Below are 19764 nucleotides of genomic sequence, written 5' to 3'. Positions count from 1 at the left end.
TCATTATTAGATTTTAGTTCTTCTTATCTCGTTCATCTTGAATTATGAGAAGAAGCGAGCGAACCAGTTTTTACCTTTTTTCTGTTCTTTTTCTTTAATGATTCCCATCATATTTTCTTTCACGGCGCCGACATAATCTGCATCATCGTGTTGAATATGATTAATGAGCCATTTAGATAATACTTCATGAAGTTCTGCTTCAATCGCGTGGCCCATATTAAAACGATCGCGATATGACTCAATCTTTTTAATAAATAAATCGTGTACACGTTTGTGTGGTACACGGTATTTATAACCCGCTTCTTCTTGAAGAGACTCTTCAAAGGTAAAATGAGACTGTGTATAGTCAATAATATTATTCAATACTTCTTGAATACGTGCACGATCCGTATTGGCATCTACACTATCAATTTCATTAATATAATCAAGAATACGTTTATGCTGATCGTCAATCACATCAATGCCAGTATTATATTCTGGAATCCATTTCATTTTCATTACGACCACCTACCACTTTTGAATTATTTATCACATAAAATTAATCATATAGCGAAATAGATTAAATAAAAATGAAGTGATTTACTCGGAATTATGTGTATTTAAAGTAATATTATGTAAATCATTGTTTATTATTGTTTTAATATTTAATCTTGACCACAAGAGTCAGATATTTTTTAATCAATTCAAGTATAAATCATATAAATAATTACATCTATTTTCAAAAAAACAGTCATTTAAAATATAGAGCTCAATTATTTTGAATATTGAATGCAATCAATAATGATCTGCCAATGTCACGCGACGCAAAGATGGATCTAAACGCTCACGCTCTAAACGCGCAATTTCACTCATAGCATGACGAATAGGCTTACCATGTTGAAAGAGAATCATCTCACCGGGTTTAAATGCCGTCCAAACTTCATTTTGAGTTAAAGGCTCTGTGGTAATAACTGCCACACGATCATCAGCAGTCGTCACTTCACTAAAATCGACTTCCACATCTAAATCAATTAACTGTGCAGGTTTAAATGGGTACTCACGTACCAACCAATGTAATTTGGTAATGGCATAGCTAAACAAAGCTTGGCCATTGGATAAACAGAAGTTAAACGTGCCATGTTCAGCAATTTGCGGAGAAATCTCAATGAGTACATCAAAGATTTGGTCTAAGCTGGGCTCTTCATAGCCAAAACGTTTAACCAATTGTTCGAGCAAATAACAAAAAGCCAATTCGCTATCTGTATTGCCTACAGGCGTAAAACGACCTGCTAATTCAGGTGAAAAATCATGTAAATCACCATTGTGAGCAAAAATCCATTGGCGCCCCCAAAGCTCACGACTAAATGGATGCGAATTTTCTAAATTGATTTTACCTTGGGTCGCTTTACGAATATGCGCAATCACATTGCGTGATTTAATTGGATAATTACGAATCAATTCAGCAATCGGTGATTCAACGGCGGATTGATTGTCTACAAATAAACGGCAGGCTTTATCTTCAAAAAAAGCGATACCAAAACCATCACAATGATCCGATGTAATACCTGCACGCTGAGAGAAACCACGGAAAGAAAACGTAATATCCGTTGGTGTCGCACAATTCATCCCTAACAGCTGGCACATAAGCGTCATCATCATAAGTGTGGTCAATGATAACGCTATTCTGCATGAGTCCTGAAACGATTACAAATAACAAAATCCATCACAGCTCGCTATTTTGAACGCTATTGCGTGATTTTTTGCTGAAAAATAAAGTTTTTTGCCATTTTGGCTACCTCTAAAAAAACAAAATAATCCACACAATTAAATTCTTGATCGTAATAGGCCTGTTGCGACAAAGTTGCCTGCATTTTTAAATACACATCAAACAATTTTGGAATACGTTCATCCTGCTTAAAGCTATATTGCGGATATGCAGGTTCATACGACTGTTGTGCCCGTATAGAATTCGTACCTTGCTTTAAGTTTTTTATAAATTGATGGGTGTAATAAGCCTGCGCTTCATTGCCCTTGAGCCGCACACTCACACAACCAATGACATATTTGGCTTTCATTTCCCACAACACCTTGGGGAGTAAGTTTAGCCACAACACAGACAATGCTTTGCCTGAACGATAGCGTGGATGCACACAGGTTCGTCCAATTTCCACAATATGCTCTAAATGGCCCAGTTGGCTGGCTATATCAAATTCATGTTGACTATAGCTCTTTGTGACTAACTCATAGCCTTGTAAGCGCTTAATTCTGGTATACGCTACGATTTCTTGAGTGACTTTGTCACGTAATACGGCGTGTTCACAATTAAAATCATATAAATCTTGATCTAGCCCATTTGCAAAGTGCAAATTAAACTGTGCCCCAAATTGCACTGCTCTAAATTGTTGTACTTGCTGAAGGCCAGCTAAGTCTTCAACCCACTCAAAACTATAACTGGTTGCTTTGTGGTTTTTTTTATAAAAGGGTAAGGCAAAATTTTGACGGTACTGATTTAGTTTATCCAACATGTGCACAACCTCAGCTCTTTGACGTTGTTTTACACTAGGTGTACGCGATGACATTTTCATGACCACATAGCATTCTGTTGCAATTCAAACCTACAAAAAAAAGCCCCATCGAAATGGGGCTTTTTATATTTACAGCAGACGATCTTGAAGGCTTAAGCTTTTTTAGCAGCTTGACGGTTGGTAATTAAAGTACCCACACCATGATCAGTAAAAATTTCTAACAACGTTGCATGGGGTACACGACCATCGACAATATGTGCACTTACCACACCACCCTTCACTGCATCTAATGCACAGCCCACTTTAGGAATCATGCCACCATAGATCACGCCCGTTTCAATTAAACGGTCAACTTCTTGTGTGCTTAAACCAGTCAGTAGGTTTTTGTTTTCATCCAATACACCGCTGATATTGGTTAACAAGATAAGTTTTTCCGCACCGAGTGCTTCAGCCACTTTACCCGCAACCAAATCTGCATTGATGTTATAGGTGTTGCCTTCTTCATCTACACCCAATGGTGCAATCACTGGAATAAAATCACCTTGCGTGAACATTTCCAAGACATCAGTTTTTACACCAACGACTTCGCCCACTAGACCTAAATCAATTTCTTTGATAGAACCATCTTCTGCCGTCTTCTGCATCAATAATTTCTGTGCACGAAGCAAATTACCATCTTTACCTGTTAAACCAATTGCACGGCCACCATGCTTATTAATCAGGTTCACAATGGACTTATTCACACTACCACCCAACACCATTTCTACAACTTCCATCGTAGCTGGGTCAGTTACGCGCATACCGTCAATACGGTCAGACTCACGGCCTAATTGCTTCAAAAACGAATCAACTTGTGGGCCACCTCCGTGAACCACAATAGGGTTTAAACCTACAGTTTTTAATAAAACAATATCACGTGCAAATGAGCTTTCTAGCTCAGGATCAGTCATTGCGTTGCCGCCATATTTTACAACCAGCGTTTTACCTGAAAAACGTTGAATGTACGGCAAAGCCTCTGTCAAAATCTGTGCTTTGTCGATGCCGGTATGCTGATGTGGCATTCGCCTCTCCTTATTGAGCATCTGAAATGTCTTGAGCGATGTCTGGATACTGCTCAACTAACATATTGACAAACAGGCGCTGTATTTGGCGCATACGCGTCATATCATCCGCATCAAAACGAAGGGTGAAATACTCGCCTGTATTCGATGCTCGAATGATGCCAAATCCATCATCAAAATCAAGCCGTATCCCATCAATTTTGCTAATTTCTGCATGAATCTGTTGAGATTGACGTTCTACTTCGGCCAAAACAGCTTTTGGGTCGACATGATGGGTGGAAATATAAAGATCTTCCGTACCCACGCGTTCTGGATAACGCGCCAAGAGTTCAGCCAAACTTAATTGCTCTGCTTGCATATATTCAATCACACGCAGTGCTGCATATAAGCCATCGTCATAGCCCCAGCCACGCCCGTCATTAAATACATAATGCCCTGCATATTCGCCACCAAATACCGCGTGACCTTTTGATTGCGCCAAATACTTGCGTAAAAAGGTACTTCCCGTGCGTAACATGGTTGCTTGGCCATTGAGTGCCTGCACTGTATTACGCACCATCGTCGAGCATTTTACGTCATAAACAATTTCGGCTTGCGGATGCGTTTTTAAACACATTTCCGCAAATAAACATAACAAACGATCGGCAGTAATGACCGTACCTTGTGCATCAATTAACACCAAACGGTCGCCATCACCATCTAGCGCAATGCCTATATCTGCTTGCTGTGAAACAACCGCATTTCGTAGCTGGCTTAAATGGGCAATTTGTGATGGATCTGGTGCATGGTCTGGAAACTCACCATTCGCCACACAACGCAAGGCACTCACTTCGCAACCCAACTTATTTAAAACTAAATTTGCACAGCGACCTGCTGAACCATGCATACCATCTAATACAATTTTTATTGGTGCTTGAAGCTGAATATCAGCCAATAATGCATGTTGGTATTGTAAGCAATATTGAGGCAATATTTGGTGTGGTAATTCAAGTGGTGTTACAGATTTCTTAGGCACAAAATGATGTTTTGCATCTGTTGCAACATGCTGAATCATTTCAGGTGTGGGTGGTTCGCCTTGCACAATCCACTTTATACCATTATCTGTTTTTGGATTATGGCTGGCAGTCACCATTACACCATTGCCAGAAAAATCACGTGCAATGTAATACAACATTGGACTAGAACAACAACCAATAATCGTCACATCAAGCCCATAGCTTTCGCACACGTCTTGAATAATTGAAGCATATAACGGGCTATTGATACGTGCATCATAACCAATAGCCAAGCATGTTTGGCCACGTTTTAAATATTGCTGAGCTAAACCATGGGCGATCGAACCCACCATATCACTGGTTAATAAACTAGATTTACCACGGATGTCGTACGCGCGGAAAATATGAGACGGAAAATTGTTATAGAGTAAACCCATAAGATATTCTTCTTTTAATTGCCCGTATCAACAGTGGCCTACTTTAGGAGGAACAATCAGTTTGATTAAACAATTAAGCACATAAATACTTTAAAAAAGTGTTCCTTTTTTAAATCATTTTAGTTTAAGAATCAATTAATAAAACTTAAGCTTTTGAATATAAAATAGTTAATATCAATTGACCATTGAGTAAAAAATATTTTATCCAAAATTCCTTAAAAAATTATTAACCCCATAATTATAAAAGATAAAAATTTTAAGCGTGAAAATAATACGTAATTACAAAAAAACAGTCGGTTCAAGTTAAAAGATAAAATATATCAAACAGATAGAATAGTTTATGCACCTCAAATATCGCACTATCCTATTTCTATATTAGGCTATTTGATCTGCCCAATAGTTTATGAGAATTACATAATACCAACAATCACTAATATTAGGGATATTTGATAAAGCCACCCATTAATACGCAAACTGGTTCACACTTTTTAATTTTTAATCTATTTCTATGACTATTATTTTTATAAATCAATCGTCAATATGCATGTAAAGCAATGAAAACACTACCTTACATGCATTGCCTGCTTAGTTTTTGCCAGTATGACCAAAACCGCCAGCACCACGTTCAGTTGCTTCAAATTCTTCAACTAAATTAAACTGTGCTTGCACCACAGGTACCAGTACATACTGCGCTAAGCGCTCGCCTGGTTCTAGGCTAAAAGCAGTCTGACTACGGTTCCATACAGAAACCATTAATTCGCCTTGATAGTCAGAATCAATCAAACCTACCAAGTTGCCCAACACGATGCCGTGCTTATGACCAAGGCCAGAACGTGGCAAAATCATACCTGCAAAATTGACATCTTCAATGTAAATTGCAAGACCTGTTTTAATCAACACAGTTTGACCTGGTTCAATCACTGTCGTTTCGGCAACACAAGCACGTAAATCTAAGCCTGCAGAACCAGCTGTAGCATACGCAGGCATTGGCCATTCTGTACCTAGACGTGAGTCGAGTACTTTAACTTGAACTTTCATGTTTCATTCCTGTTTCAATGTAACTTATTTTACAAATTGCTTATTAGCGCTTAATCAACGCACGTAAATTTTCTAAGTAATGCTGTGCTTGCAATTTTGGATCAATATTACCCGCCAGTTTTTTCTTACGACCTAACCAATCAAGTTCATCTTGTGGCAATTCATCCAAGAAGCGACTCGGGGTCATTTGTTTCATTTGCCCACCCGCTTTACGTTGTTCTGCCAAAGTAATGGTCAAGCCTTGGCGTGCACGGGTAATACCCACGTACATTAAGCGGCGCTCTTCTTCAACAGTTTCGGCGGCAATTGAGTTTTTATGAGGCAAAATTTCCTCTTCTAAACCAATCAGGTAGACATAAGGAAACTCCAAACCTTTTGATGCATGTAAGGTTAATAAATTGACCTTATCTGTATCTTCCTCTTCTTGCTGTTGCTCCAACATATCCAGCAACACCATTTTACGAATGACACTTTCAATGTTTTTTTCGTCGACATCTTCAGCACGGTTAATCAAACTTTGGATACTGCTGTACAACACTTCAATATTGTCGAGCTTGGTTTTTTCCTGTGCTGGTGTGGCTGCCGTTTCTTTCACATAATCGATATAGCCAGCTTCAATCATCATTTGGCGGATAATGGGTACAGGTTCATCATCTTCGATTAAATTACGTGTGAAACGCTCAATGAAGTCATGAAATTCGGCCAATTGCGTGGTGGCTTTTTTGGGAATCGCCATAGTTAAACGCTGATCACCCGATGCTGCTAGCAAGGACAAATTACTTTCTTGTGCAAACAGCCCCAGTTTCTCTAAGGTCACAGGGCCAATCGCACGTTTAGGTGTATTAATAATACGTAAGAATGCGCTGTCATCCTCTGGGTTAATAATCAGACGCAAATAGCTCATCATGTCTTTAATTTCTGAGCGCGCAAAGAACGACTGACCACCCGATAATTTATACGGAATCTGCATTTGGCGAAGCTGCGTTTCCAAAATTCGCGCTTGGAAATTACCGCGGTACAAAATGGCATAATCTTTCCAGTTTTTGCCATTCATTAATTTGTGCGTAATTAAATCCTTTACGACGCGTTCCGCTTCATCGTCATCATTACGGCAAGTAATGACACGAATCACTTCACCATGGCCTTTGTCTGACCACAATTTTTTATCAAAAATATGCGGGTTATTGCCAATCACAGTATTCGCGGCTTTTAAAATGCGACTGGTCGAACGGTAATTTTGTTCGAGCTTAATTACTTTTAAATTACGGAAGTCTTCGTTTAACAAGGCCATATTTTCAGGCTTTGCACCACGCCATGCATAAATGGATTGGTCATCATCACCTACCGCAGTAAATTGGCCCATCACCCCCACCAAGAGCTTGACCAAAATATATTGCGCGGTATTGGTATCTTGATATTCATCCACCAACAAATAACGAATTCGGTTTTGCCAACGATCACGTACTTCTGCATTTTCTTGTAATAATCGTGTTGGCATTACAATTAGATCATCAAAATCTACGGCGTTGTACGCACGTAAATTACGCTCATACAATTGGTATAAATGTGCAAATTGAACATCTTCTGCTGTTTCACAAGTGGTGTGAGCTTGCTCAGGTGGAATCAGGTCGTTTTTCCAATCCGAAATCATTTTCATGGCTTTCGCGATCAATTCTTTGCTTTCAGCACCAGATAAATTGTCACGATGCATTAAGTCCATCAAAATGCGTTTGCAGTCATCTGCATCTAAAATGGAAAAGTTATTTTTTAAAGGTGTATTTTTAAGTTCAAGACGTAATAAATTTAAACCAAAGGTATGGAAGGTCGACACCGACAAGCCCTTGGCTTCTTCACGTGTTAATAATTTGGTCACACGCTCTTTCATTTCACGTGCAGCCTTATTGGTGAAGGTCATCGCAGTAATACGATGCGCAGGAATACCGCAGTGCTTCACCAAATACGCAATTTTACGGGTAATCACCGAGGTCTTGCCTGAACCTGCACCTGCAAGCACTAACAAGGGTCCTTGAGTATATTTCATGGCTTCAAGTTGCTTGTCGTTTAACTGACTTGCGAGTGACATAGTGATTCCTCATCCTGATTCGGTGTCGATTATAGTCATCTCAGTGTTCGCTGTATAACCCTAAAGATGATTTAGCGCGATTGAAATTTAAAAACTCAGAGTGCTTAAAGATGCAAAATATTGATAATCTATAAATTATTTTAAAAATACACATAGGCTTGTTGTCTGTTTTTCAGGCATAAACTCTAAAAACCTGCCAGATACAAACGCAATGTATTGAGCTAAATTTTTAACTGTTCTGAATACCATTCAGTAAAAAATACCCCTGCATATTTAAAAATTAGACCCGCACAAAGCCAATAAAAAAGAGGCACGTTGCCCCTTTTTTATGTTACTGAATTGAATCTGTTATACAGCATCTAAAACAGCAAAAAATGACTTAACGTTTAAAGTTAGACAGTAAAGCTGATGTAATTGATTTATTATTTTGCACAACTTTCGTTTTTTTCGCTTTGGCTGAATTGTCTTCTACACGTTCAATCTTGACCGCTTTAAATTTATCACCATTTTTCACTGCGGTAAATTTCACACGATCATGACGTTTTGGTTCCCCATCTGCAGATGGAAAATCTGAAATATGGAAGAAAATATCTCCCTCAGATGAACCGATAAAACCATAGCCCTTTTCAGGATCATATTGTTTGACTTTACCTACGTACACTTCATCTTTCATGCTACTGTCCTATGCTCAAATATCTTTTCATCATTATATAAAAAAGAGGCTATGAAAGCCTCTTTTTTCATTCGCTACTAAAATTAGTCTTTTTGTACTGAACCAAAAATTTTGTCACCCGCATCGCCTAAACCAGGAACGATGTAGCCATTTTCATTAATACCGTTGTCTACAGAAGCAGTAAAAATGGTCACATCTGGATGTGCAGTTTCAACACGTTTGATCCCTTCTGGCGCAGCAACCAATACCATCACGCGGATGTCTTTACAGCCACTTGCTTTTAATACATCAATAGCAGCAACTAGCGATGAACCTGTTGCAAGCATTGGATCGATAATCATCGCAATACGGTTTTGTACGTCTGGTACTAATTTTTTATAGTAAGTACGCGCTTCAAGTGTTTCTTCGTCACGCTCTAAACCAAGTACTGATACTTTTGCACTTGGAATGAGGTTTAAGAAACCATCCAGCATACCAATACCTGCACGTAAAATTGGCACAACCGTAATTTTTTTACCCGCAATACGGTCTACAGTTACTTTACCTGCCCAGCCATCAATTTCATGGTCACACACAGGTAAATCTTTTGTTGCTTCATAAGTCAAAAGCATAGTGACTTCTTGCGCAAGTTCACGGAAATTCTTAGTGCTGATGTCAGCACGGCGCAATAAGCCAAGTTTATGACGGATTAATGGATGACGGATTTCATGGATAGCCACGGGAGAACACCTAAAAGGTTAAGATCAAATTCTATCTATTATAGTAAATTTTGCCGTACGATAAAATTAAAAAAGCCCCCTTTACAGGAGGCTTTTTTGTAATAACTCAGCTAAATGGCTAAATTAGTTAAATCCGCTTTGTACTAAAGACAAAATGAATTGTTGTAATTCTGGTGAAATCGCAAAGAAAGCAACTTTAGAAATTGCAATGATTGGGTCTGGATATACACCAATCAACAATACTAATGCAGCAGCGCCTAACACCATGATACCACCCACTTTTTGACCCCAGTGATCGACAGCGTCGATACGTGGGTTTTCTGGTGGTGTCATGTAAAGTACAACCATTACTCGTAAGTAGTAGTACAAACCAATACCTGAACCAACGATAACCATTGCTGCAAGGAACCATTCTTGGCCAGCAACAGCAGCTTTCACAACCATGAACTTACCAATGAAGCCCGCAGTTAATGGAATACCTGCAAGAGACAGCATCATCACGGTTAAAGTTGCAGTTAATACTGGACGGCGCCAGAACAAACCACGGTACTCAGCCAAGCTACCTGCTTCGTCTGTATTGTTATATGGACTAGACATAAGTGTTACTACACCGAACGCGCCGATTGTTGTTAACACATAAGTAATCACATAAATGTTTACAGATTCGAAAGTTGCAAAACCTTGAAGTTGTAAGAAATCAGTATTTTTTGCACTGATAATTGCAACCAATAAATAACCAAAGTGTGCAATTGAAGAGTATGCAAGGATACGTTTCAAGTTCACTTGACGAACTGCAAGTAAGTTACCTGCAAGAATCGAAAGTACTGCAATAATGGTTAATAGTGTTACGAAGCTGTCTGCAAGGATTAAACCTGAAGACAATAAGTAACGAACAAATAAACCAATCATCGCCACTTTAGCAACAGTTGCTAAGAATGTAGCGATTGGTGCTGGCGCACCTGCATATACGTCTGGTGTCCATTTATGGAATGGCGCAAGAGACAATTTAAATGCAACTGCAAATACAATAAGCGCTAAGCCAAGTACAACAGCTGGTTGACCAAATGTTGTAAATAATTTACCTGGCTCAGAAACGAAGTTTAATGAACCTGTGTATGCATATACATACGCCATACCCATCAACAACATCGCTGAAGCTGTTGCAGAAAGTACAAGGTATTTCACACCCGCTTCAAGCGATTGAGAACGTTGATGTGTGTACGCCAATAGACCGTATACAGGAATCGACATTAACTCAAGGCTGATGAAGAACGACGCATAATGCGTGCTTGCAACCATAAGCATTGCACCTGTTACAGATACAAGCATAAGGATGTAAAGTTCTTCGCGGTTGTCTTTATACGTTTCGATGTACGCATGTGACAGTGTGCAGCATGCAAGCGCTGCCACCACAATCACAAACTGATACAGCATCGTAAACGGATCTACGATGAACAAATTCATTACGTTTGCAGGTGCATATTGACCAGCAAGCACAATAAATACGATATATAAGGCAGCAAGGTTCAAACCAATAACGGATGTCGTTGCTGCTAAATTATGATTACGCTTAATCGCAACCAGCAACATCACCACTACTGCTGTTAAAGCAACAATCATGACTGGCGCTAGAGGCATAAGCTCTGCAAATGACATTGTGAAGTTCATGACTTATTGGATCTCCACATTTTCAGCTGAAACGACAGCCTGCTGAACTGTCTCAACTGTTTCTTGAACAGGAATGTAGCTATTCGCTAACCACGCCATGCTTGAATTAGAAACGTCAAGGAACGTTTGTGGGAATAGACCCAACCACACCAGACCCAACGCACAGATCAGTAAAATCACAACTTCACGTACATTCAAATCTTTTAATGGAGATGAATAATGTGCTTTTTGCACTTCATTTGGCGTACCAAAAAGTGCTTTGTGAATCAGGATCAAACCATACAAACCAGCGAATACAAGGCTTACTGCAGCAAGAATTGTATACACAGGGAATTTTGCATATGAGCCCATCAAAATCAGGAATTCACCGATGAAGTTACCTAAACCTGGGATACCCACAAGCGCAGCAACAAAGAACATCAAGAAGAATGCAAGATATTTAAACTGACCACGGATACCACCCATCAAACGCATATCACGCGTATGAAGACGTTCGTAAACCTGACCACACATAATGAACAAGGCAGCAGATGAAAGACCATGCGCCAACATCATAATCATCAAACCTTGGAAGGTTAAGATGTTACCAGCGTAGATCGCTAGAAGGACAAAGCCCATGTGCGAAATAGACGTATACGCCAAAAGACGTTTCATATCTGTTTGCTGGAATGCACACCACGCGCCGTAGAAAATACCAATCAGACCCAAAATAATCGCGATATCAGCAAATTGTGCTGAAGCCATTGGGAAGAATGGAATAACGAAACGAAGTAAGCCGTATGCCGCTGTTTTAATCAAGATACCCGCTAAGTCAACAGAACCTGCTGTTGGTGCTTGAGCATGCGCATCTGGTAACCAGCCGTGTAATGGGAAAACTGGAAGTTTTACCGCAAAACCAATGAACAAACACACCATAAATGCATAAGCAAGTGCTGGTGCTTGAGCTTCTACTGTATGAGCAACGCCCATTAAGTAGTTGTAGTTGAAGCTAAGTTGACCATTTAATGAGTAACCTACAGCAACTAAGCCAAGGATACCGATTAACATGATTAAACCAGCAACTTGTGTATAGATGAAGAATTTAGTTGCTGCGTAAACGCGTGACTTGCCTTCCGCACCACGGTGACCCCAAAGTGCGATTAAGAAGTAGATAGGTACAAGCATCATCTCCCAGAAGAAGAAGAACAAGAACATATCAATCGCAAGGAATACACCGATTACACCACCCAAAGACCATAAAAGGTTTAAGTGGAAGAAACCAACATTCTTTTGAATCTCACCCCATGAACAGCCTACTGCTAACACACCAAGGAGTGCAGTTAAACCCACCATAAGAAGTGATAAACCATCCACCGCAAGGTGAATGTTAATTCCGAGTGTTTGAATCCAAGGAATATTGAATTGAGCAGCCCAAGTTGGTGCTTGGCTACCTAATTCATAGCTATATGTACCTGTTTGCCAAAGTGCAATGGTTAAACCCAAAGTCACAAGCATACCAATCAAGGCGATATAGCGTGGCAAGTGTTGGTCGAGTTTATCGACCAACCAGCATGCGAAACCTGCAATGAACGGAATAAGGATCAGAGCGGGTAAAATTAAATTATTAGCTTCCATTTTATTTCCCCACGACCTGAATCACGACCAAGATCAACAGTAGGACAACCGTACCGAATGCCATACTCGATGCGTATTCACGCAAAGAACCCGTTTGACGTGAACTTGTGAAGCTGTTACCTGCTTTAACAAGTGCAGGCAATACTAGCCACAAGCCATCAATTGGATCACGACCTAAGATTTTCGCGATAAGCAAATATGGTTTCACGAATACAAGGTTGTATAACGCATCGAAACCAAGTGCATTACGGCAGATATTCGCAAGACCCGCACCCAAAGAAGTTTTAGCAAATGCTTTAACTGCATTGTATGCGAAGGCAAATAACACAACACCAACCACAAGACCTGCAAGTGCAATACCTACAGCTGTGTATTCAGCACTGTGCATACCATGCTCAAGCGCTTCAGGAACATTAAACGCAGGGATTTGAGCTGCATTTAAAATATTAGTTACTGGTGCTTTTAATACATAAGCAAGACCTGTTGACAACACCGCAAGGATGGCCAATGGACCCCAGTAAGTTACACCTTTAATTTCATGGTAAGGCGTGTTTTCTTTACCAAAGAATACAACCCAAATTAAACGGAATGTATAAATAGACGTTAAGAATGCACCTGCAACACCAGTCCAGTATAAGCAATCATATACTGCAACAGCTTGGCCTTTCACCCATACCGCACCCAAGATCGCATCTTTAGAGAAGAAGCCGATTGTGATGAATGGGATTGCTGCCAAGGCACCACCACCAATTGCAAAACATGCAAATAGGAATTTGTTCTTATGGAACAAGCCACCCATTTTGAAAATGTTTTGTTCGTGATGGTAAGCAAGAATTACCGCACCAGAAGAAAGGAACAATAACGCTTTAAAGAACGCATGCGTAAGCATGTGGAATAGGCCTGCTTGGTAAGCTTCAGCACCCACTGCCATAAACATATAACCCAACTGACTCATCGTAGAGTAAGCAAGAATACGTTTGATGTCGGTTTGTACCAATGCTGCAAAACCAGCAACCAATAATGTTACCGCACCTGTGATAGAGATAAACATCATCACTTCAGGCGCTTGTTCAAACACAGTGAACATACGGCAGCACAGGTAAACACCTGCTGTTACCATTGTTGCTGCGTGGATCAATGCAGATACTGGTGTAGGACCAGCCATCGCATCTGCCAACCATGTTTGTAATGGAATTTGCGCAGATTTACCTGCCGCACCCAAGAACAACATTAATGCTGTCCAGATTGCGATCGATGAACTTTGTGCCAATACAGTCGGTGCAGCCGCAACCACTTCTGCAATGTTTAAAGTACCAAACTGTTGGTAGATTAAGAACAATGCAATTAGTAAGAATACGTCACCCACACGCGTTACAGTGAACGCTTTAATCGCAGCAAAGCCATTTGCAGGGTTTTGGTAGTAGTAACCAATCAATAGATAAGAACACAGACCTACGCCTTCCCAACCTAAGAACAATAACGCCAAGTTATCGCCCAAAACGAGAAGCAACATGCTTGCTACGAATAGGTTGAAGTAAGAGAAGAAACGTGCAAAATCTTCTTCACCACGCATATACCACGTTGCGAAGATGTGAATAAGGAAACCTACACCTGTAATCATGCCCATCATCAGTAATGACAGACCATCAAGATGTAGTGAGAAGCCTGGTGCTAAACCACCAACGCTAAACCAAGTCCACAAATGCTGTGTTGTTGCAACTGAACCGTTATTTACAAAGTCCAAGCCAGCAATCAAAGCAAATAATGCAGATAGACCAACAGAACCTGCACCAATAACCGCTGCAAGTTTTTCAGGTAGGTTATTACGACCTGCCGCTAAAAGGATAAAACCAATGAGCGGAAATAATACTGTTAAATATAAATAGCTCATCCGCGCATCTCACTAGCAGCATCCACATCCAAATGATGGAAGCGATGATAGAACTGAAGGACGATAGCAAGACCGATACAAGCCTCTGCCGCAGCAAGCGTTAAGATCAAGATGAACATGATTTGGCCATCTGGTTGCGCCCATGCGCTCCCTGCCAAAACGAACGCCAAAGCAGCAGCGTTCATCATGATTTCAAGGCTCATCAAAATAAATAGTAAGTTGCGTCGTACCATTACACCGTAAAAACCCAGTGCAAAAAGAATGGTTGCAACGATCAAACCATGTTCTAAAGGGATGTTGCCCATTATTCTTTTTCCTCTTCTGCACTTGGTTCACGTTTACCAAGATGGAATGCTGCAACAAGTGCACCAAGCAATAACATCGCGGCAATTTCAACCAATAATAAGTACTGAGTAAAGAGTGTTGTACCTACAGCTTTAGGACCAACAATTTCCGCACCCATCACCAAAGAAGGTTTGGTGTAGTCTGAACCCAACATCCATACAAGAACGAGGCCCATTAGGAAGCTCATCAACGCAGGATAAGCCCACGCAGATGAAGTTAGCCACTTGCTTTCTTGTTCCATGGTTTGTTGACCCAAGTTCAACATCATCACAACGAATACGAACAGAACCATAATGGCACCTGCGTATACGATGATTTCAAGTGCGCCAGCAAACGGCGCACCCACGATCATGAACATACCAGCAACAGCAAGTAATGAAACAATTAAGCTTAATAAAGCATGTACTGGATTCGTGTTAGTCACAACACGAATCGTAGAGACGATGGCCACAAGTGCCATCAAATAAAACGGCCACATCATGGTAATAGACTCCGTACATCAACAGGCGCACTTTCGCGTTGTGCTTGACCTTTGTCTTTACCTGCAACTGCCATACCGGTTACACGGTAGAAGTTGTAGTCAGGGTATTTACCAGGACCTGAGATAAGTAAGTGTTCTTTCTCATATACAAGGTCTTGACGAACGTATTCAGATAATTCGAAGTCTGGCGTCAACTGAATAGCAGTTGTCGGACATGCTTCTTCACACATACCGCAGAAGATACAACGTGAGAAGTTGATACGGAAAAACTCTGGGTACCAACGACCGTCTTCTTGTTCAGCTTTTTGTAGTGAAATACAGCCAACTGGACATGCAACCGCACATAGGTTACATGCAACACAACGCTCTTCGCCATCTGGGTCACGCGTCAATACAATACGACCACGGAAACGTGGTGGCACGATTTCTTCGGCTGGCACTTCTGGATATAGAATCGTGTCACGTTTACGCGTTGCGTGGCTAAACACCATCCAAAGCGAACGTACAATCGATCCAAACCCGGCTAGAAATTTAAACATTTTGTTCTCCCTGCCCTTACCACAACACAACTGCGGCAGTAACTAGCAAGTTAACTAACGCTAATGGCAAGCAAATTTTCCAGCCAAAGTTCATTACTTGGTCATAACGAGGACGCATTAAAGAGCCACGCGCTAAAACGAACATCATTACAAAGAATGCTGTTTTAATAATGAACCAGAATGCTGCTGGAACATACGGAATTTCAAGGTTGAATGGCGCTAACCAGCCACCGAAGAATAAAGTTACGATTAAAGCAGAGATCAATACTACGTTTACGTATTCCGCAACGAAGAACATACCCCATTTCATACCGCCATATTCGACATGGTAACCTTCCGCCAATTCTTGTTCTGCTTCTGGTTGGTCAAATGGATGACGGTGAGTTACCGCAACACCCGCAACCACGAAGATTAAGAAACCTAAGAATTGAGGAACAACAAACCAAACATCTTTTTGCGCTTCAACAATTTCACGCATGTTGAATGAACCAGCAATTGCCACTACACCCATCAACGAGATACCCAAGAACACTTCATACGAAATGGTTTGAGCAGCAGAACGTAAACCGCCAAGTAATGCATATTTGTTGTTTGAAGACCAACCACCAAACAATACTGCATAAACCGCAATACCTGCCATTGCCATAAAGAACAACAAGCCAATGCTCATGTCCGATACGCCTAAATAAGGCGATACTGGAATAACCATGAACGATAACACCGCAGTTGCCATTGCAACTGCTGGTGCTAAACGGAATGTTAATTTGTCAGCAAATTTTGGTGTCCAGTCTTCCTTAAACATGATTTTAAGCATGTCGGCAACAATCTGGAACATACCGCCCGGACCTACACGGTTCGGACCATAACGGTCTTGCCACAATGCAAGTAGACGACGTTCAATAAACGACATTAACGCAGCGATCAAAACTACAACCAGTAAGATCACAATCGCTTGAACTACAGAGTAGGCAATCGGCCAGTTCTCAGCCCAAAGCGGCGTTTGACGTATTAATTCTTGTTGCATGAATTACACTCCTACCGCGACTGAAACAGGCTCAGCAAGAGAAACCGTTGGTGCTAGACCAATTGGGTAACCAATATAACCTGTCGGTAAATATTCAATTACTTGTACTGGCAATACGATTTCTGTTTCGCCAGCTTTCACTGTAATTGTTTGGCCGTCTTGAACATTTAAGCGAGTCGCATCTTGTTCACCTACAGCAAATACTGCTTCAGGAATACGTGTTTCCATTGCAGGTGTTTTCACTGTAAATTCGCCAGATGCAAAAATGTGATGCATTGGCACTAAACGGAAGCTTTCAGCGTTTGCTACTACTGTTGCTGGAGCAACAAAAGTACGTACTGGACGTTTCGCTAAACGATCGAATAAACGAACGCCTGAATCACCACCTTTCAAGTGACCACCCACGTTGTCTTGGAATTTATTCCAAGCTTGTGGTGAGTTCCAACCTGCAGACCAAGCAAACGGCACCAATGGTGATGGCGTTTGATTACCCACATAACCTTCCATAGAGAACGTTAATGCAGAATCTTTGTCTGTTGGCTGTTTAGGCTCATGAATTGAAAGTGGTGCGCGCATTGCTGTACGACCAGAGTAACGACGTGGTTCACGTGCCACTTTAAGGCCATGTACACGGAAGCCCGCATCTGGTGCTACATCTTGAATTGCTTCAAGTGCAGGTACGTTTTTCGCAACTGACTCGATGACATCATCAAGAAGTGTCCAAGAAATCGCTTTACCTTTCACACCAGTTTCAATGGCATGTAACCAGCGCCAAGATTCTTTGATCGCAAGTTCAGGTTTGTAATAGCTTGGGTCATACACTTGGTAGAAACGTTGTGCACGGCCTTCTTGAGAAACAACAGTACCATCACCTTCAGCGAAGCTTGCTGCAGAAAGTACGATATTTGCTTTTGCAACAGTCGCAGTTTCTGAGTGGTCAAGTACGATTACTTCTTTGCCAGCAAGCGCAGCATCTACTTGAGCTGCAGGTAAACGACGGTAAAGGTCATTTTCAACCACAACAACAGTATCAAAGTCTTGTGCAAATGCTTGCTCTAAGCTTTGGCCACCAAAGATTGCTAAGCCCATTGAGTTCACTTCTGGAACAGTCAATGTAAGACCTGCATTACCAAGGTTTTGTGCAACTTGTGCTGCAGCTTCCATGATTGATGCGTCTTGTAAGCTTGTACCTGAGATGATCAGTGGTTTTTTAGCTACTTTTAAAGTGTCAGCAATGGTTTGTGCAAATGCTTTCGCATCATCAGCAAGACCAGTCACAGTTTCACCTTTAACCGCAGCAGCAACTGCAAAGCCTAAACGCGCGATGTCGTTTGGAGATGCAACCACTTCGCCTTCAGCAATATCAGACAAACGTGTTTGTGTCGCAGCAAGAATATAAACTGGAGATTTAGCATCTTGAGCAATACGTTGTACAGGTTCAGCCAACCAGTCTTGTGTACGGCGCTCTGCAGCCATCTCTTTGCCTTTATTTTTCGCAGCTTGGCGAACAGATAAAGCCATACGAGGCGCAGTTTGAGTCAGATCTTCACCCAAAATTAACACTGCATCATAGCTTTCAATTTCACGCATACCTGGGTTGTAAACACCCTCGGTTTGCATAATAGAAGCAGCTAATTCAACAAGGCTTTGCTCTTTTTGAGACATACCTGTTGAGTAATTGTCTTGACCAACCAATTCGCGAAGTGCGAAGTTTGATTCAAGTGATGCACGTGGAGAACCAATACCCAATACTTTTTTGCCTTGAACTTTAGCAATTACAGTATCAAGTGCTGTATCTACAGATACAGTTTCTACAGTTGAACCATTACGGAACTGCGGTTGACGTGGACGATCAGCACGGTTCACATAACCTGTACCAAAACGGCCTTTGTCACATAGGAAGTATTGGTTAACTTCACCGTTAAAACGGTTTTCTACGCGACGTAATTCGCCATAACGTTCGCCCGGAGAGATGTTACAACCAGAAGAACAGCCTTGGCATACGCTTGGCGCATACTGCATGTCCCATTTACGGTTGTAGCGTTCTGAGTGAGTTTTGTCTGTAAATACGCCTGTTGGGCAAACTTCAGTTAAGTTACCAGAGAATTCAGACTCTAAAGTACCTGATTCTGGGCGACCAAAGTAAACACGTGACGCATTGGCATACACACCAAAGTCTGTACCACCCGCGTAGTCTTTGTAGTAACGAACACAACGGTAGCATGCGATACAACGGTTCATTTCATGTGAAATGAAAGAGCCTAGCTCTTGGTTGTAGTGCGTACGTTTTGTGAAACGGTAACGACGGCGGTCGTGTTGTGTCATCACAGTCATATCTTGTAAATGACAGTGACCACCTTCTTCACACACTGGACAGTCGTGTGGGTGGTTGGTCATCAAGAATTCAACAATCGAAGCACGGAAATCTTTGGCTTCTTTGTCTTCAACTGAGATGTAGGTATTGTCAGATGCAGGCGTCATGCACGACATCACTAAACGACCACGGGTATCTTCCGGGTTCGCATATTGAGTCACAGCACATTGACGGCAAGAACCGACAGAACCTAAGGATGGGTGCCAACAAAAGTATGGGATGTCAATACCAAGACTCAAACATGCTTGTAGCAAGTTTTCCGAGCCGTTGACTTCATACGATTTTCCATCGACATGAATTGTAGCCATAGTCGAATTC

The 19764-nt window shown here is 41.1% G+C and carries 17 protein-coding genes; all 17 read right to left on the bottom strand.

The window, feature by feature from the left end:
* Positions 1 to 42 precede the first annotated feature (42 nt).
* The 17 genes from DYI81_RS00670 to nuoG all read right to left on the bottom strand — a co-directional run bounded on the left by DYI81_RS00670 (position 43) and on the right by nuoG (position 19754).
* Positions 43 to 498: a bacteriohemerythrin gene (locus tag DYI81_RS00670; RefSeq protein WP_106985498.1), complete on the bottom strand. Its 456-nt coding sequence runs from the start codon at positions 496 to 498 to the stop codon at positions 43 to 45.
* A gap of 276 nt (positions 499 to 774) precedes the next feature.
* Entirely contained in the window at positions 775 to 1623 is an 849-nt protein-coding gene (locus DYI81_RS00665; protein ID WP_106985522.1) for a class II glutamine amidotransferase, read from the bottom strand.
* A 101-nt stretch (positions 1624 to 1724) separates the two neighbouring features.
* Positions 1725 to 2504 carry a GNAT family N-acyltransferase gene (locus tag DYI81_RS00660; protein ID WP_117006521.1) on the bottom strand — a complete coding sequence of 260 codons (780 nt, stop codon included), beginning with the start codon at positions 2502 to 2504 and terminating at the stop codon, positions 1725 to 1727.
* A gap of 152 nt (positions 2505 to 2656) precedes the next feature.
* Entirely contained in the window at positions 2657 to 3565 is a 909-nt protein-coding gene (argB, locus tag DYI81_RS00655; RefSeq protein WP_117006421.1) for an acetylglutamate kinase, read from the bottom strand.
* A gap of 10 nt (positions 3566 to 3575) precedes the next feature.
* Complete coding sequence (locus tag DYI81_RS00650; RefSeq protein WP_117006420.1) at positions 3576 to 4997, bottom strand: phosphomannomutase/phosphoglucomutase; 1422 nt, start codon at positions 4995 to 4997, stop codon at positions 3576 to 3578.
* Positions 4998 to 5582: 585 nt separating this feature from the next.
* Positions 5583 to 6035, bottom strand: coding sequence for a dUTP diphosphatase (dut, locus tag DYI81_RS00645; RefSeq protein ID WP_106985495.1), 453 nt, complete (start codon positions 6033 to 6035; stop codon positions 5583 to 5585).
* 43 nt (positions 6036 to 6078) lie between these two features.
* The gene (locus DYI81_RS00640; protein ID WP_117006419.1) at positions 6079 to 8118 is read right to left on the bottom strand and encodes a UvrD-helicase domain-containing protein; all 2040 of its coding nucleotides are present in this window, start codon (positions 8116 to 8118) and stop codon (positions 6079 to 6081) included.
* Between the two features lie 379 nt (positions 8119 to 8497).
* Complete coding sequence (locus DYI81_RS00635; protein WP_106985493.1) at positions 8498 to 8791, bottom strand: cold shock domain-containing protein; 294 nt, start codon at positions 8789 to 8791, stop codon at positions 8498 to 8500.
* Positions 8792 to 8874: 83 nt separating this feature from the next.
* Positions 8875 to 9510 carry a uracil phosphoribosyltransferase gene (upp, locus tag DYI81_RS00630; protein WP_106985492.1) on the bottom strand — a complete coding sequence of 212 codons (636 nt, stop codon included), beginning with the start codon at positions 9508 to 9510 and terminating at the stop codon, positions 8875 to 8877.
* 123 nt (positions 9511 to 9633) lie between these two features.
* A complete protein-coding gene (gene nuoN, locus DYI81_RS00625; protein ID WP_106985491.1) occupies positions 9634 to 11178 on the bottom strand; it encodes an NADH-quinone oxidoreductase subunit NuoN in 1545 nt (514 codons plus the stop codon).
* Positions 11179 to 11181: 3 nt separating this feature from the next.
* The gene (gene nuoM / locus DYI81_RS00620; protein WP_117006418.1) at positions 11182 to 12792 is read right to left on the bottom strand and encodes an NADH-quinone oxidoreductase subunit M; all 1611 of its coding nucleotides are present in this window, start codon (positions 12790 to 12792) and stop codon (positions 11182 to 11184) included.
* 1 nt (position 12793) lies between these two features.
* Positions 12794 to 14683, bottom strand: a complete 1890-nt coding sequence (gene nuoL / locus DYI81_RS00615; RefSeq protein ID WP_117006417.1) for an NADH-quinone oxidoreductase subunit L — start codon at positions 14681 to 14683, stop codon at positions 12794 to 12796.
* Positions 14680 to 14988 carry an NADH-quinone oxidoreductase subunit NuoK gene (gene nuoK / locus DYI81_RS00610; protein WP_005007970.1) on the bottom strand — a complete coding sequence of 103 codons (309 nt, stop codon included), beginning with the start codon at positions 14986 to 14988 and terminating at the stop codon, positions 14680 to 14682. Before nuoK ends, nuoL begins: the two co-directional genes overlap by 4 nt.
* The gene (gene nuoJ, locus DYI81_RS00605) at positions 14988 to 15506 is read right to left on the bottom strand and encodes an NADH-quinone oxidoreductase subunit J (protein ID WP_171356291.1); all 519 of its coding nucleotides are present in this window, start codon (positions 15504 to 15506) and stop codon (positions 14988 to 14990) included. Before nuoJ ends, nuoK begins: the two co-directional genes overlap by 1 nt.
* Complete coding sequence (gene nuoI / locus DYI81_RS00600) at positions 15506 to 16048, bottom strand: NADH-quinone oxidoreductase subunit NuoI (protein ID WP_106985487.1); 543 nt, start codon at positions 16046 to 16048, stop codon at positions 15506 to 15508. Before nuoI ends, nuoJ begins: the two co-directional genes overlap by 1 nt.
* Before the next feature lie 16 nt (positions 16049 to 16064).
* The gene (gene nuoH, locus DYI81_RS00595; RefSeq protein WP_117006415.1) at positions 16065 to 17072 is read right to left on the bottom strand and encodes an NADH-quinone oxidoreductase subunit NuoH; all 1008 of its coding nucleotides are present in this window, start codon (positions 17070 to 17072) and stop codon (positions 16065 to 16067) included.
* A 3-nt stretch (positions 17073 to 17075) separates the two neighbouring features.
* A complete protein-coding gene (nuoG, locus tag DYI81_RS00590) occupies positions 17076 to 19754 on the bottom strand; it encodes an NADH-quinone oxidoreductase subunit NuoG (RefSeq protein WP_117006414.1) in 2679 nt (892 codons plus the stop codon).
* Positions 19755 to 19764 lie beyond the last annotated feature (10 nt).

The organism is Acinetobacter sp. SWAC5, assembly GCF_003419885.1.
GTDB lineage: Bacteria > Pseudomonadota > Gammaproteobacteria > Pseudomonadales > Moraxellaceae > Acinetobacter > Acinetobacter cumulans.
This window is presented reverse-complemented; position numbering and strand designations above follow the sequence as displayed.